Origin of the sequence: Roseofilum acuticapitatum BLCC-M154 (assembly GCF_030068475.1) — a bacterium.
GTDB classification, from domain to species: domain Bacteria; phylum Cyanobacteriota; class Cyanobacteriia; order Cyanobacteriales; family Desertifilaceae; genus Roseofilum; species Roseofilum acuticapitatum.
The window spans coordinates 1-13,416 of the sequence record NZ_JAQOSP010000085.1 but is presented as its reverse complement, the minus strand read 5'-3'; the positions used below and the strand labels follow the sequence as shown (position 1 = coordinate 13,416).

Here is a 13,416-nt window from a genome sequence, read left to right as displayed (position 1 = left end):
GGTTTTTAGAATTAATTGTCATTCTCTAAACTTCTATTATAAGTAAGAATCGAGGATTTTTTCGGATAACTATCTGTATGTTCGTATAGCAGTTTCTCCTCAAAATCTTTAGATTTAATTTTAATAAAAACACCAGGTAACTCTATAAATCCCAACTCAGAATCATATACATACTCTGGTTTTCCTTCAAACAGACCAGCCCCATCATGACTTTTACTAATTTTAACGACAATATTTTTTTGATAGGCACATCCCCATCCTAGCTCGCGAGACTTCCATCGGGTCTCTTGTTTATCATAAAATTCCTCATAAGCATAAGTGTTAGCGTAAGAATTATCATTTTTTTGAATGAGGCGATCGATAGGGACACTAATTTTAGGCATTTCTTTGATTTCATCCCCATGAGTGCCATCATCATAAACTAAGGTTGCCGATGGAGTCCAACTGCGAGTTATAATCAGACCTTTCTCATGATTATTCTGAGAGACTAAATCCGCTTGATAAACATAGTTATGAAGGGTTGAAAATAGCTCAATGACTCGATAATCATCCACTTGGCGATCGCGAACAATAAAGGCAGCTATTTTTTCGGGATCAAACCTAGTCAAATGTTCCAAGATTGTTTGATAGTTTTGCCAGGCTTGCTCATTTAGTGTATTCGCAAAATCAGGAATCAAATCTCCAACAATCAGAACTTTTGCATCTAGAACATCACCTCGACGATTACAACGTCCAACTCTTTGAATTAGATTTTCAGGTGGACAAATTTGAGTGACTAAAATTTCAGCATTGAGATCACATCCAACTTCGATCGCACTGGTTGTCACGAGAATGTAAGGTTTATTACTTTCATCCCTCTCCTTAATCTCTCGGTATATCTCTGGTCTATTGCGATCGGCGATTCGTCCATGATACAGAAACAGAAAGCGCTCTGAAGAATTGGGATTTGAGTTAATCTGCTCTTTGAGTTTCGTATAGATAGCAGCAGCATCACGCACCGTTTGTACAACGGCTAAAATACGGCCGTTCTTTCTCTGTTGCCATTGTTGAACAACAAGATCGGAAAATTGATTCTGAAAATCTTCATAGTTTTTCTGCTCTTCATCTATTTGCTCAAAGCATTTAATATGCTTAAACCATTCTAAACTTCTAGGATGTGCTTGATCTGCCGTGTGGCGATAATCTATTACGTCCAAGTAATCAAAAGATTCAATTAACTCCTGAGGCATGGTTGCAGTCATTAACACTAGCGATCGCCCCGCTTCATACAAGGATCTCACCAAGCTATGAAAATTAGTAAAAGCAACATCATCATAACTGTGAGCCTCATCAAAACAGATCAATGTTTTCTTGCGATCGATGATTGATTCATGAATTCTCAAGGGAAAAATAAATGATTTTTGGCTATCTCCAAATGCAAAGTAACGATATAAAAACTTGTCGAGTGTTGTGAGAATTATATCACCTTTGTACAAGTGACGACGCGGGTTAGTCGTTCGCGTAGGAAGTTCTTCACCATCTTTGTAAACCCATCGATACATCTGAGAACCGGTATCAATGACTAAAGCAAACTCTCGACCAGGATTATTTTCAGAAAACTCCTTTATATACTTCTCGATTCTTCCTTTTTGGTCGTCGAGTAAACTTCGGGCTGGCAATGGTAAAATTAATCGATGGCCAGATGCGAGCGCGGGAAAAAGGACGGCTTCCATTTTACCGGTTCCCGTAGGAGACTGGAGTAAAATAGCAGGATGTTTGGTTTGTTCTGGGTCATAAAGAGCCTCAAATACTTCAGATTGCATCGGGTTGGGTGAAAAGTTGGCAATCTGTTGGTAAAACTCTTGTGCTGTCCAATCTTTTGATTGCTCATTAGATGGATGAGGTTTGATGGTAATAGTGACGGGTTCAGCTTGTTTTGGAGCAGTATCCAAATTTTTCCACCATTCCTTAATCAAGTTATCTAAGGTTTTACCTAAGTAAGATGGCTGTTTATTCTTTTTACCTTCTACACAATCTTGTAATTCTTTCTTTGCATCAATCTCTTGGGGATTAACCGACCAATACCTGAAGGTTAATGAAACTGAAGGTTCGGAAAATGGCCAAGGATCGAGTAAATAAGTTGTCCGATCTTGTGGAGTTACTGTAAACTCCATAAATGCGCGAGATTCAGCTTGTTTTTCATCATCAAGCACTCGACAAGCTAACTCGGCTTCAATTTGGTCGCACATTTCTAAGATATAGAGTTCGCGAGCATAAGCGAGGGGATCTTGAGTGAGGAGATCAGCATATTTTTGATTTTTTCTTAGCTCATAAGCATCGCGAGTAATATATTGGACTGAGAAATCATGATGACCAATGGCAAGGGTTTGGGCCCAGAAGTCTTTACTTTTAGCACTAAATCGATGACCTTTGAATGAATAAATATATTTTTCAAACTTACCATTTTTATCGGTTTCTGATTTGATTTCAAAGTGCTGGGGTTTACCCATATCATGGACTTTAGCAGCTTCTAGAACGCGATCGCGCCATCCTGGAGCGTATAAATTGTCATCTTTCCATAATTGCACGAGCCTGATGACGTTGCCGACATGATTCCCTAATGGCTGAAATCGTACCTCTGAGGGGATCGGTGTGAGTTCTGCTGGGAAGAATAAGCGTCCAAAGTTATAACGTTTCGGCATGATTTGCACCTTTGAGCAACTGTACTAGAGAAGTGGGAATGAAAATGGTTTCGCGATCGGTGTAATAATCTAATGTTGGGGGTGTATGGGTTTGTTGAGGAAAATAAGCGCCAACAAAGGGTAGAAAGCCATCAATATCTGTGGGGCGATCGTCTAAAAATCCTTCTGAATGGGATTGGTTGTCAGCTCTAACATCCCAGTTATAGCGATACAGATTATAAATATCGCAGCCATGGATAAATTCTCCAGTTTGTAATAAATCATCCATGGGGACAAGGGTAGAGGGATGGGCAGAAATCCTTTCTTGAGTTAGGGGTAAAATATCTGAAACTTCCCTGACAAACGCAAATCCTTCTTTGCCAAACTTACAACCATAGGATTGCAGATCTTGGATGTCTTCTAAATCCTGTTCAGAATCAGATAGAACATAAGAAACCAGTTGTTCTGTAATCAAATATTCCCAAGTATGAAGTTGGAAATTGGCTGTATTACCCTGAGAATAAAGCTTGGAAAAGTCATCATGGTTGAATTCACGCATCCCTTTGCGATAGGTTTGATGAACTCCTCTTAACGCATTGTTTTCTGGATAGGCTCCTAAAGAAATATATCGAGGGGGAAGGGCATAAATGGGGGGATTATCAGTGTTGACACGGGTTTCAGGGATTCCTAATCCAACACTGAGCATCCCTAACCTTCGCAGATAACCAGAAACTGTTGTGGGAGGTGCAAAGGGATAAGTAGCTATATTCAAAATTGACCCTGGCAGAATGCGAAATGTCATTGCTGCCGTAGGTTGAATGGTGAGTTGAACGCAGTACATAATAATATCAATTATGCTTGCAAAACAGTATCAACAAATTGGCTAGAATAATCCTGCAATTTTTCTAAGGCAGCATCTCCAATCCAACGCTCAAAATGATTGAGTTCAATACGATCGCTATTTGTCTCAGGAGTTCTGGCTAGTCGAACAAATTCTTCAATGGCTACCTGTGGATCGACAATTGAAGGGGAAATGACAGGACGTTTACCTCGTGGGACTAAGTAGCGATCTACAACCAGGAGAGGCATACGATCGTCATTTTCGGCGATCGCGATTCCTTTGGGATTTCCGGAACCAATGCGAGGGAGAGCATCCAAAAATGCGTAGGCAACGGAGGCAAATTCTAAGTCCGTGATACTTAACCCGTGATTAGAGACTGGATAAAGAATGCCAGGTTGATTATATTCTCGCTTGAACGGAATGGGGGTTTCATCCTTCTGATTGACCAATCGAGATGGATGCATGGCACGTTGCTTGTCTACTGGATAAAGGTTTTGAACAGCAACTCCACCACCATGAGTCACTCGACCAATTAAGGTTTTCTTACCAGCAATTAAACCGCCATAAGGCGCACAAATTGGACAGTCAGGTTTGGCACAAGTTCCAGGAATTCCACATTCAAGTTTATCACCCAGCAGAACCCCACTTTTTACAGGGGCCCAAATCAGACAACGGCGCTCAACTCCTCGGCGTTTGGTCGGTGAAATATAACACTTTTCAATCGATGAACCCTCTTTGGTTGTGAGTTTAACCATTTCTACTAGGTTGATGTTCACTTGTACTTCATGTCCGAGATAGAGTTCTTGCGATCCTTCGAGAATGGCATAGATATCAAAATGCAAACGGGGATTGTTTTTGTCTTCAGGTAGTCCAGTCGCCATGTTTATTTACCTCCTTGGGTTTTGGCTTTTCTAACTAATTCAGGAAAACGAGTATATAAAGATAACTGAAGCTGATAGGTTAACTCTTTCCAATCTTTCTCTTGAGAATAATCTTTTTTCTGGGCAAAATAAGCATAAGCTTTTGTGATGTCATCAGCATAAAGCTGTAGCCATTTTTTGCCTGATTCACTCTGTTCTCGGTCGGTTTGACCAAGCTGAGATAATAAATCAGCCGTTTGTTCATAGATAAAGTAATTATCTGGATTAGACCACAATCTGGCTTGAACGCTAGTTTCTACTCCCAGGGTTGCATAATAGGCAAAAGCAGTGGCATCATCAACTTTTTCAATGAGCTTACTAACTTCACGTTCAACATCGCTTTTATCCATTGTTTTTTTGGCTGTATGCTCTAATGAGCTTGCAAAGGCAAGAGTTAAACCGGTCAAGGCTGCTACGTCTTGATAGAGTCTCGCTCTTCTGGAAAGAGGTGTATCTGAGTTCATAGATTCTCCATTCAATTTCAAATTATTTTGGATAGTCTGGCCATATAGCGCATAAACGTTCTCCAATTCAAAAGAATTAGAGATGTTGGCAATCTTGGCAATGGTGTAATTGGCCAAATAGGGTAGGTCTTGTTGGACATAGCGAACAGCATCTCCTAATTTTAGATTAATTTCTTTGCCTGCGTTGATAATCGCTTGACTGTAGCAATTCATTAATCCAGAAATAAAAACCAAATGTCTATTTTCGAGAATAATGGTTTGACTGCCTTGTGCGATCAATGAAAAATGGAAATCTGATAAGACTTGAATGGGAAAAAGAGAGCTGACTTTAGCCAATGCATACTGAACTTGACCTAGTTTTTGAGCAGCTAAATCACCTCGGTTAGTCTTATCGGAAGCCAATAAAAGGTAACGTCCTGCCGTCATATGCATTTCTTTATTGGCTAACATTCTCAGATACTCTTTGAGGTTAAACTGAGATTGCGAGTGATTATCCGCAGGCTCAATACGCAAAATAATGCTTTGATCGGTGACTTTGAGGGGGGAAGCAAATGCTAATGCAGCACAGGAAGTACAAATGTGAGGTCTACCTTCACCTGATGATGATTGACGACGCTGTGAGGGACTCTCAAACATAAATCGCAAGACTTGCCATTTGGCTGTTTTGGGATTGAGATCGATACCACAAGAGTAACAAAATGCTTTACTATCATCACCAGGCGATCGCATTTTGGGTAGCTTGGGTTCCTCGGTTAAAAGAGGTGGGGGTATCGGATCAAAGTCTTCTGGATTGGTCTCCAATAAGCGATACATTTCTGAAATACACTGGGTAAAAATATCCCCACGAGTTGAGTTAATTTGATCGGTGGCTATCTTGGTAAACTTTTTAGAAATAGTTGCTATTGGGCTGAATTTATTGGGATTCTGTTGTCGATCCAGTTGAATAAATTGAAATGGATTGCCTTGTGATTGTTGCCACAAACTATTTTTTTGTTCGACTGATGACCGGGAGAATGTCAGTTTAGACTGAAGTCTTGTTTGTTTAGTCTTAAGTTTCTTGATTTCATTAGCCTTTAACCCTGTCTCAGAGAGTTCAGACTCTATAGCGGCAAGCTCTTGATAAGTCTCTCGGTGAAAATCTAGCGTCTTTTTAAAAGATTTCTCAAAGTAGGATAAATATTTGTTGTGTTCTTTATCCTGCATTGCCTGTTTGTCCTTAAGCTCTTTGGCTTTGGATTGAATTTCTTTCTCTGTTATGTTATCTTGATCGAGCGCTTGCTCTAGTTGATTAATAGCTAGTTGCCGTTGGTGTTGTCTGTTTTGAACTTCTCGAACGACGGCTAAGTACCAAGCAGCAATGATATTAACTTGTCCTTGATTTAGGATGGGTACATCTAAGGTACTAAACCCGCGTCCTGATAGGGTGACTGAGTTGAGCATGGAAATAAAAGTTTGTACTAAGCCAGATAATTTATATTTTGTCAATCCATACTCAGAAAAGGCGACTTGGTTGATGAAGTCTTGCCATAGACTGGTTAGCTGGAAATTGACTGAATGAGGAATAAAGACTTGAACGTGGCGATCGCTCTCTTGTAAGGTGACAATTTTGTGTACTTTCTGCAAGTATTCAAGGAAGCGATCGATCGCACTTTCAATAGCTAGTCTAGCCTGTAACTCTCCGGGAAGAGATGATTTAAATAAGAGTTTGAGTTCGCCGATTTGATTTCCCTGGTAGCTAATCTGGGTTTTCTGAACTTCTAAGTCAATAGATATATCAATATTGTGCGATCGCGCCAAACTCAGTTGTCGTATCAGTCTCGGATCGTCAAAGCTTTTGGCAATGGCGATCGCCTCTGGATAACCCGCTAGTGCAGAAATCAAGCTCTGGCGATCGGGTATCACTTCTGCCAGTAATGCACTGGTTAAAATTTGGATTCTGTTGGTAGAACTCATCATGATTAATACTCAGCTTGATTGCTGCTCGATAAGCTGCTCATCGTCTCTCCCTCATCACACTTACGATTCTACAAGCCACTGGAAGAGCCTTTTTCCTGAATTTATCTGGCAAGTATCCAGTGCATTAGCTTGGATCAACTTGCCAGATAGGTTTAGAAGTCAATTATTCCTGGCTCGTTATCTCCCATTGATAGTACGGAATAATCTCACCATTAGAGTCCTGGACAGGCTGCTCTTGTAGCTCCTGAATTTTGTCTAAGAGTTGGTTAATGGCCTGTTGGATATCCTCTGGATCGCTCATTGTGTTTCTCCTTTTTATAGAAGCCACACGAAACTTAGCCATGCTACAATGGAGTTAGAAATTAATGTGTGCTGCTGGCGTAAGTCCAGTGGCTTTTGTTTACTCTAACAATTATAGTCCATAGAAAGTTTAGCTATGAAAACTTGACAAAATATTCTCGAAACAGTAGGATTATCCCAATACCTAATGAAAAGGGATTGAAAACATAGTAAGTGTAGCTGTTGAACAGCATTTTATACTAATACCGCACTGAGGGATTGAAAGCCAGAGCCTGTCTCTGGCTTTGTTATTTGTATAGGTTTATTTGCAGCCGATATTCATACTGATTCTTTTCCAGATGTCGCTTATCGAACTGATACCCGCGTTGCTTCAAGCTATGCATGGTGGCTGAGAAGCGATGGCTGATTTTGTCTACGAGTTCCTGGGTGGAGTGCCATTTACCATCAGACATCAGATGCAAGAGACGCTCTGTTAACGTTTCGCTCATAGGTCTTTCCTTTAAGTTCCAAAGGTTTTCACATACAATTAGCAGTATGGCATAGAAATCGCAAAAGTGCAAATACAAACTTAAATGACTCGGAAAAAAGAAACGATTACACTGTCAATCCCGCCAGGAACGAAGGCAAAGCTGGAGGCGATCGCGGCTCGCCTTGACATCCTCTGGGGAACGAAACCCAGTATCTCCGGTTTGCTGGTGGCGATCGCCGAACAAGCACCAGCAACCCAGAAACTCTTTACCCTCAACAGCAGTCAAGTCCAGGCCTTGCGTCAAGCGCTCAATCTCCTGGATGATGAGGGCTACATTGGAGAAGCTCGGACAATCCTGGATCTGTTGCTCAAACATGGAAATCTAACCCCACCCCTAAGACAATCCTTTGAGCAACTCGACAAACAACTCAGTCAAGCATGGCGTATTCAGGTCGATCGCTATATCGATCGCCAGCAACCCTTTCGCCTATGGTACGAAAATGCTCAAAACAGCAGGCTCATCTTTACCGTGCGATATGCTCAAGTCTCCTTTCATGAAAAGCGCTCCTACCTGGAGATTTGGTGCGATGAGACCGAAGATCTGATCAATACAGAGTTCCCCGAACTGATCCACAATCGTTGTTTGCGTTTCAATCGTATTCAGTCTATTGAAGATACTCCAGGGGATTGGCGGCCGGAAGGTTTACAAACCCTGGAAGTGTACTTACACTTTTATGGAGGAATGGTCAGAGCCTATCAACCCAAAGGAGATGAAATCCAAGATCTAACCATTGGAGAGGTCAGACAGGTTGTGCGGCAAATCTCCAATCCTTTCTGGTTATTGCGGGAAGTGCGGCGCTATGGTGAAGACTGTGAGATTATCGCACCGCAGAATCTGCGCGATCGCTACATCCAAGAACTGCGAGCGCAATGTCAGCAATATGGCATTGGTATCGCAGAAAACGGCGATCGCCCCTAATCCTCTCAAACCTTCTTGCTTGATATAATCACACTTAACCCCCTAGGATAACCCCCATGTACGCCATTGTTTCCCGCGAAAAAGTCCAACTCCCCCCAGGAACCGTAATCAACATGCCTGGAACCTGGCAAGACTATTGCGCTCTGCGAGATAGTCGTGGCGATCAATCAATTCCCCGAATCAAATTTTCCCATGGTGAAATTCTGCTTATGAGTCCCCTACCCCGTCATGGACGCGAAGCTAACATCCTTGCAGATATTGTTAAGGTATTACTCGATCGCGACACTCGCAACTATGAAGCCTTCACCCCCGTTACCATGGACATTCCCGAAGAGCGAGGAATTGAGCCAGACTACTGCTTTTATATCACCAACTGGCAAGCCGCCGTCGGCAAAGACCGCATCAACTGGCAAACCGAACCCCCACCCGATTTAGTCATCGAAATTGATGTCAGCACCTACACCAAAGCTGAAGATTATGCAGCCTATCGAGTCCCCGAAGTTTGGATTTTCAAAAAAAGCGGCTTGAAGATTTATGCTCTCCAAGGAGACCGTTATCAACAGCAAAATACCAGCATCTATTTTCCAGAAATCAACCTATTCGAGCTAATCGAAAACGTCCTGAAAGCAGCAGCAGAAAAAGGAACTGGTATTGCCCTACGAGAACTGCGTCAATCCATTACAGAAAAGTAAGAGATGTTTAGCAGGGGGGCTGTAGAGTCATCGAAGCTGAATCAGAGTACGCTGGAACTTGAGAAAAGGGCGATCGGTCATGGAGGAGATACTGTTGAGTAAAGGATGATGGGAATTATGACAAGTTTTAGAGGAAAATCACTACAGTATCAGATCGGTTTAGGGCTGAGTTTGGCGAGTCTCTCGATGGTGAGTTTTTCAGCAGGTGGACTTCCCGTGATTGCCCAAACCCCCCTTTTAGTGAGTCAGTTGTTCCCAGATGCCAATGATGTAGTGATTCCAGAGGGGGTATTACTGCCCGTAGTTTACGATCGCGCCGAGACAGTAGTAATTGCCCCCGATGAAACCTTTGAATTAGTATTAACCATTCCTGACAATATTACCTCTCGTCAAGGGCAGTTATTAATTCCCAAGGGATCTCAAGTGAAAGGAGCCTTACAACCGATCGCCGGGAATACCGTAGGGACTCGCTTTGTAGCGCAGGAGTTGATTCTGGTTAATGGTTCTCGTTTGCCCTTAGATGCCGTTTCGCGCACATTTACCGAAACCGAGCGTATGGGCAGATCGCGAGCCGCTTCAATTCTCAGGGGTGCAGCCATTGGTGCAGGTGCAGCCACCATTTTAGCGGGAGTAACTGGCGATCGGGCGATCGCCACAGAGGAAGTTTTAGGAGGTGCAGGTTTAGGAGCGCTAACTGGGGTATTTCTAGGAAAAGGAAAAACCGATGTATTTGTCATCAATCCCAATACCGATCTAGAGTTACGGTTGCAATCCGATTTAAGAATTTCCAGCCGCACTGGAAGCTGGTAAAGAAAAATAGGCGATCGGCCCTGGGCATTTACAATCATTCTCAGGATTAATGGATATTGATTGTGAATTCATCCACCGATCGCCGTCTTTGTCTTTTCTCTCTTGCTGCTTTGCTCATTTCCGCCCATTATGGGCTAGGTTTTATTCTGGGAAATGATTTTAACTAAACCGGCGTTTCAGGGCAAATGTGCCACCGAGCAGAGCCAAAGCCAGCATAGAACTGGGTTCGGGAGTAGAAACAGGAGGCTCCTCGAAATTGCCTTCAATGGCCATACCATCATTAGCGCATTCAAAGAACAGATGAGCCAAAAAGTCACCGCTCGGTAATAAGCTGCGATCGAAGCTAAATCCAAAGGTGTAGTTACCCGTGGCATTAAAGTTGCCAAAATCCAGACCCGCGAGTTGATTGGCTTCTAGTAAGTCAATATCGCCGATTTTTGTGCCGCTCTTGATCGCATTGATGGGTTGGTCATTGAAGTAGGGATCATTTTGAGCTAAATCTGCCAGATTTGCTGTGCCATTTTTATTGCTAACCTTATTGGCATTCTTTTGTAAGCTGGTAAAGCCATTGTTGCTGCCACCGACTTTTTTACCCTCTACATTGCTATAGACTCCCAGATCTAATCCATTATCGCCATTGCTATCAAAATGAACAGCAAAGAGCTTTCCTTGGGATGAGGCTAAATCACCCGTTCCAAAGTTGAAAAACAGATCGCCAAAGGCAATATTATTATTAGTCGCTCCCCCAGAAGCCCATCCACCCAGAGGTGCATTAGAGTTAATCGCTACAGAAACAGTCTCTGCCGTTTCTTGAATAGCAATCCCATACATTTCATACTGGCTATTTGCACCAATCGTGCCTGCGTTGTAGCCATCATTGAAGGAGTCAATGGCATAGTTCCAACCATTGTGGAGGGTTCCGGCATGGGCGGCTGTGGCGGTTAGACTGAGTAAACCGATGGTGGTGGTTGTGGCGATCGCATTCGTTAAGTACCCTAGTTTCATGATTATCTGCTCCTTATTAACCGATTCAGTGTCTCGGCTGTGGTTTTGTTGTTATTCACCACATTAAGGGGGCTGTCTACACCGGCACAAGAGGACATTCCGGATTTTCACACACTCTTTATAAAACCCATAAAATTTGTGAAAAACTCGTAAAAGTAACCGAATATAAAGCAGGTTTGAGCGATCCTTTTGAGCAAAAAAGGGCAGAATTACTGTAAGAACTCTCTATAATTACCATAAATCGCCGAGAAGCCCAGCAACAACCCTAGACTCCCTGGGGGTTTTTACGCAAAAAATCAGGCTAAAATAGCCATCTAGCAAAGGTTCTAGCAAATTCACTGAGATGGAGATGGCGGATTGGTCGGTTGGCGATCGCCCCGACATATCATCACCATATACCATTCCTATACCTCTGGCGATCGTCTCCCAGAAACCACTTAGGGCAAGCGCCTATCCCCGATCCATCACCGAAAGGGCCGGAACTATGTCAGAATGTTCACAGTATTTTTGTTCTCCTTCGTCATTAAATAACCCATTGTGTTTGTTCTTAGCGGTTACGAATACTTCTTAGGCTTTTTGCTGCTATGCAGCTCAGTCCCCGTGTTGGCTCTGGGCGCTTCCTATATCCTGCGTCCCAAAGGCGTTGGCCCAGAATGTCGCACCACTTACGAATCCGCCGTTGAACCGGTGGGAGGGGCGTGGATTCAATTCAACATTCGCTACTATATGTTCGCCCTCGTCTTCGTTATTTTTGATGTAGAAACCGTGTTTCTCTATCCTTGGGCAGTAGCCTTTAGCAAGTTAGGCCTGTTAGCCTTTATCGAAGCCTTAATTTTCATCGCCATCCTGGTGGTGGGCTTGGTCTACGCTTGGAGAAAAGGAGCATTGGAATGGTCGTAAGTTCGAGTAAAACAGATATGACACAAAATCTGATTAATCCCGTTGAACGCCCCCAAGTCACTAACGAACTGTCAGAAAACGTAGTTCTGACCACGGTAGAAGACTTGTATAACTGGGCAAAACTCTCTTCACTGTGGCCCCTTCTCTATGGTACAGCCTGCTGCTTTATCGAGTTTGCGGCCCTGATTGGTTCCCGGTTCGATTTTGACCGCTTTGGTTTGGTTCCCCGGTCGAGTCCCAGACAAGCAGATTTGCTGATTACCGCCGGAACCATCACCATGAAGTATGCTCCGGCTTTGGTGCGCTTGTATGAGCAAATGCCAGAACCCAAGTATGTGATTGCCATGGGCGCTTGTACCATCACTGGGGGGATGTTCAGTATGGATTCCCCTTCTGCGGTGCGCGGTGTAGATAAGTTGATTCCAGTAGATGTCTATATTCCCGGTTGTCCTCCCCGACCGGAGGCAATTATTGATGCGATTATTAAGTTACGCAAAAAGATTGCCAATGAAACGATTCAGGAACGTCGCAAAATCCTCCAAACCCATCGCTATTATCAGGTGAGCCACAAGATGAAGGTGGTTGAGCCGATTTTGACCGGGCAGTATCTCCAGTCAGAAACACGACAAGCTCCCCCGAAAGCGTTGGCAGAAGCCTATGGAATGCCGATTCCCGCAGCGTTAGAAGGTGAAAAACAGGAGGAAGTTTAGGGTGGCTGAAGAAAATCAAGAGTTAGCACAGGAAACTGCTGGGCCGGTTTCGAGCTGGTTGGGTGAGAATGGGTTTTCCCATGAGTTTTTAGGGCGCGATCGCTCTTCGGTAGAATTGATTAAGGTAGAACCCCAAGTTCTCCTACCCATTGCTTCGGCTCTTTATGCCTATGGCTTTAATTATCTCCAATGCCAAGGCGCGTATGATGAAGGCCCCGGTCAAGCATTAGTCAGTTTCTATCATTTACTGAAAGTGGATGATGATGTGGTTGAACCGGAAGAGGTGCGCTTAAAGGTCTATGTGCCTCGCGATAACCCGAAAGTGCCTTCGGTCTATTGGATTTGGAAAGCGGCGGATTTCCAAGAACGAGAATCCTATGATATGTACGGGATTGTCTATGAAGGTCATCCCAATCTGAAGCGCCTACTGATGCCTGAAGACTGGGTGGGTTGGCCCCTGCGGAAGGATTATATTTCCCCCGATTTCTACGAATTGCAAGATGCGTATTAATGGGTGTTGTATCTGGTAGGGGCGAAAGGTTTTTCGCCCCTACTGCTGTGATATCAAGTTCGCTTAAATACCCTAATTAAAAATCCAGGGAGCAAGATGCTCCCACTCCAGTCATATCAAAGAATTCGAGGAGTGCGGGCATCTTGCCCGCTTCTTAACAAATTTTCATGTCCGCTTGCGGAAACCGGACTTGATATGA

General features: G+C 43.3%; 14 protein-coding genes. 6 read left to right on the top strand and 8 right to left on the bottom strand.

Going from position 1 to position 13,416, the window contains the following annotated elements; all coding sequences use genetic code 11:
- Positions 1 to 11: 11 nt before the first annotated feature.
- From cas3 to PMG71_RS12290, 6 genes are all read right to left on the bottom strand, one after another.
- A complete protein-coding gene (gene cas3, locus PMG71_RS12315; RefSeq protein ID WP_283753988.1) occupies positions 12 to 2,681 on the bottom strand; it encodes a CRISPR-associated helicase Cas3' in 2,670 nt (889 codons plus the stop codon).
- Positions 2,665 to 3,501, bottom strand: coding sequence for a hypothetical protein (locus PMG71_RS12310; RefSeq protein ID WP_283753987.1), 837 nt, complete (start codon positions 3,499 to 3,501; stop codon positions 2,665 to 2,667). Before PMG71_RS12310 ends, cas3 begins: the two co-directional genes overlap by 17 nt.
- A gap of 11 nt (positions 3,502 to 3,512) precedes the next feature.
- Complete coding sequence (locus tag PMG71_RS12305) at positions 3,513 to 4,382, bottom strand: hypothetical protein (protein WP_283753986.1); 870 nt, start codon at positions 4,380 to 4,382, stop codon at positions 3,513 to 3,515.
- Between the two features lie 2 nt (positions 4,383 to 4,384).
- Positions 4,385 to 6,841: a hypothetical protein gene (locus PMG71_RS12300; RefSeq protein ID WP_283753985.1), complete on the bottom strand. Its 2,457-nt coding sequence runs from the start codon at positions 6,839 to 6,841 to the stop codon at positions 4,385 to 4,387.
- A gap of 163 nt (positions 6,842 to 7,004) precedes the next feature.
- Positions 7,005 to 7,184: a hypothetical protein gene (locus PMG71_RS12295; protein ID WP_283753984.1), complete on the bottom strand. Its 180-nt coding sequence runs from the start codon at positions 7,182 to 7,184 to the stop codon at positions 7,005 to 7,007.
- A gap of 244 nt (positions 7,185 to 7,428) precedes the next feature.
- The gene (locus tag PMG71_RS12290) at positions 7,429 to 7,629 is read right to left on the bottom strand and encodes a hypothetical protein (protein ID WP_283753983.1); all 201 of its coding nucleotides are present in this window, start codon (positions 7,627 to 7,629) and stop codon (positions 7,429 to 7,431) included.
- An 84-nt stretch (positions 7,630 to 7,713) separates the two neighbouring features.
- Here PMG71_RS12290 and PMG71_RS12285 point away from each other — a divergent pair, with 84 nt between their 5' ends.
- The 3 genes from PMG71_RS12285 to PMG71_RS12275 all read left to right on the top strand — a co-directional run bounded on the left by PMG71_RS12285 (position 7,714) and on the right by PMG71_RS12275 (position 10,091).
- Entirely contained in the window at positions 7,714 to 8,589 is an 876-nt protein-coding gene (locus PMG71_RS12285; RefSeq protein WP_283753982.1) for a helix-turn-helix transcriptional regulator, read from the top strand.
- 56 nt (positions 8,590 to 8,645) lie between these two features.
- Entirely contained in the window at positions 8,646 to 9,281 is a 636-nt protein-coding gene (locus tag PMG71_RS12280; RefSeq protein ID WP_283753981.1) for a Uma2 family endonuclease, read from the top strand.
- Between the two features lie 117 nt (positions 9,282 to 9,398).
- Positions 9,399 to 10,091, top strand: coding sequence for a hypothetical protein (locus PMG71_RS12275; protein WP_283753980.1), 693 nt, complete (start codon positions 9,399 to 9,401; stop codon positions 10,089 to 10,091).
- A gap of 159 nt (positions 10,092 to 10,250) precedes the next feature.
- Here PMG71_RS12275 and PMG71_RS12270 read toward each other — a convergent pair whose 3' ends face one another.
- Both PMG71_RS12270 and PMG71_RS12265 read right to left on the bottom strand, forming a co-directional pair.
- Positions 10,251 to 11,096, bottom strand: coding sequence for an XDD3 family exosortase-dependent surface protein (locus tag PMG71_RS12270; protein WP_283753979.1), 846 nt, complete (start codon positions 11,094 to 11,096; stop codon positions 10,251 to 10,253).
- A gap of 231 nt (positions 11,097 to 11,327) precedes the next feature.
- Positions 11,328 to 11,498: a hypothetical protein gene (locus PMG71_RS12265; protein WP_283753978.1), complete on the bottom strand. Its 171-nt coding sequence runs from the start codon at positions 11,496 to 11,498 to the stop codon at positions 11,328 to 11,330.
- 135 nt (positions 11,499 to 11,633) lie between these two features.
- On the opposite strand from PMG71_RS12265, the gene ndhC reads away from it, so the two are divergent.
- From ndhC to PMG71_RS12250, 3 genes are read left to right on the top strand one after another with little or no spacing between them, the layout of a single operon-like run.
- Positions 11,634 to 11,996, top strand: a complete 363-nt coding sequence (gene ndhC / locus PMG71_RS12260; RefSeq protein ID WP_271938464.1) for a photosynthetic/respiratory NAD(P)H-quinone oxidoreductase subunit C — start codon at positions 11,634 to 11,636, stop codon at positions 11,994 to 11,996.
- Positions 11,987 to 12,706, top strand: coding sequence for a photosynthetic/respiratory NAD(P)H-quinone oxidoreductase subunit K (ndhK, locus tag PMG71_RS12255; protein WP_347179270.1), 720 nt, complete (start codon positions 11,987 to 11,989; stop codon positions 12,704 to 12,706). The genes ndhC and ndhK overlap by 10 nt, the downstream gene beginning before the upstream one ends.
- 1 nt (position 12,707) lies before the next feature.
- Positions 12,708 to 13,217, top strand: a complete 510-nt coding sequence (locus tag PMG71_RS12250; RefSeq protein WP_283753976.1) for an NAD(P)H-quinone oxidoreductase subunit J — start codon at positions 12,708 to 12,710, stop codon at positions 13,215 to 13,217.
- Positions 13,218 to 13,416: the final 199 nt, after the last annotated feature.

Coding starts and splice junctions, on each gene's coding strand:
- cas3 (WP_283753988.1), bottom strand. CDS start 2,681: ATGCCGAAACGTTATAACTTTGGACGCTTATTCTTCCCAGCAGAACTC.
- PMG71_RS12310 (WP_283753987.1), bottom strand. CDS start 3,501: ATGTACTGCGTTCAACTCACCATTCAACCTACGGCAGCAATGACATTT.
- PMG71_RS12305 (WP_283753986.1), bottom strand. CDS start 4,382: ATGGCGACTGGACTACCTGAAGACAAAAACAATCCCCGTTTGCATTTT.
- PMG71_RS12300 (WP_283753985.1), bottom strand. CDS start 6,841: ATGATGAGTTCTACCAACAGAATCCAAATTTTAACCAGTGCATTACTG.
- PMG71_RS12295 (WP_283753984.1), bottom strand. CDS start 7,184: ATGGCTAAGTTTCGTGTGGCTTCTATAAAAAGGAGAAACACAATGAGC.
- PMG71_RS12290 (WP_283753983.1), bottom strand. CDS start 7,629: ATGAGCGAAACGTTAACAGAGCGTCTCTTGCATCTGATGTCTGATGGT.
- PMG71_RS12285 (WP_283753982.1), top strand. CDS start 7,714: ATGACTCGGAAAAAAGAAACGATTACACTGTCAATCCCGCCAGGAACG.
- PMG71_RS12280 (WP_283753981.1), top strand. CDS start 8,646: ATGTACGCCATTGTTTCCCGCGAAAAAGTCCAACTCCCCCCAGGAACC.
- PMG71_RS12275 (WP_283753980.1), top strand. CDS start 9,399: ATGACAAGTTTTAGAGGAAAATCACTACAGTATCAGATCGGTTTAGGG.
- PMG71_RS12270 (WP_283753979.1), bottom strand. CDS start 11,096: ATGAAACTAGGGTACTTAACGAATGCGATCGCCACAACCACCACCATC.
- PMG71_RS12265 (WP_283753978.1), bottom strand. CDS start 11,498: ATGGTATATGGTGATGATATGTCGGGGCGATCGCCAACCGACCAATCC.
- ndhK (WP_347179270.1), top strand. CDS start 11,987: ATGGTCGTAAGTTCGAGTAAAACAGATATGACACAAAATCTGATTAAT.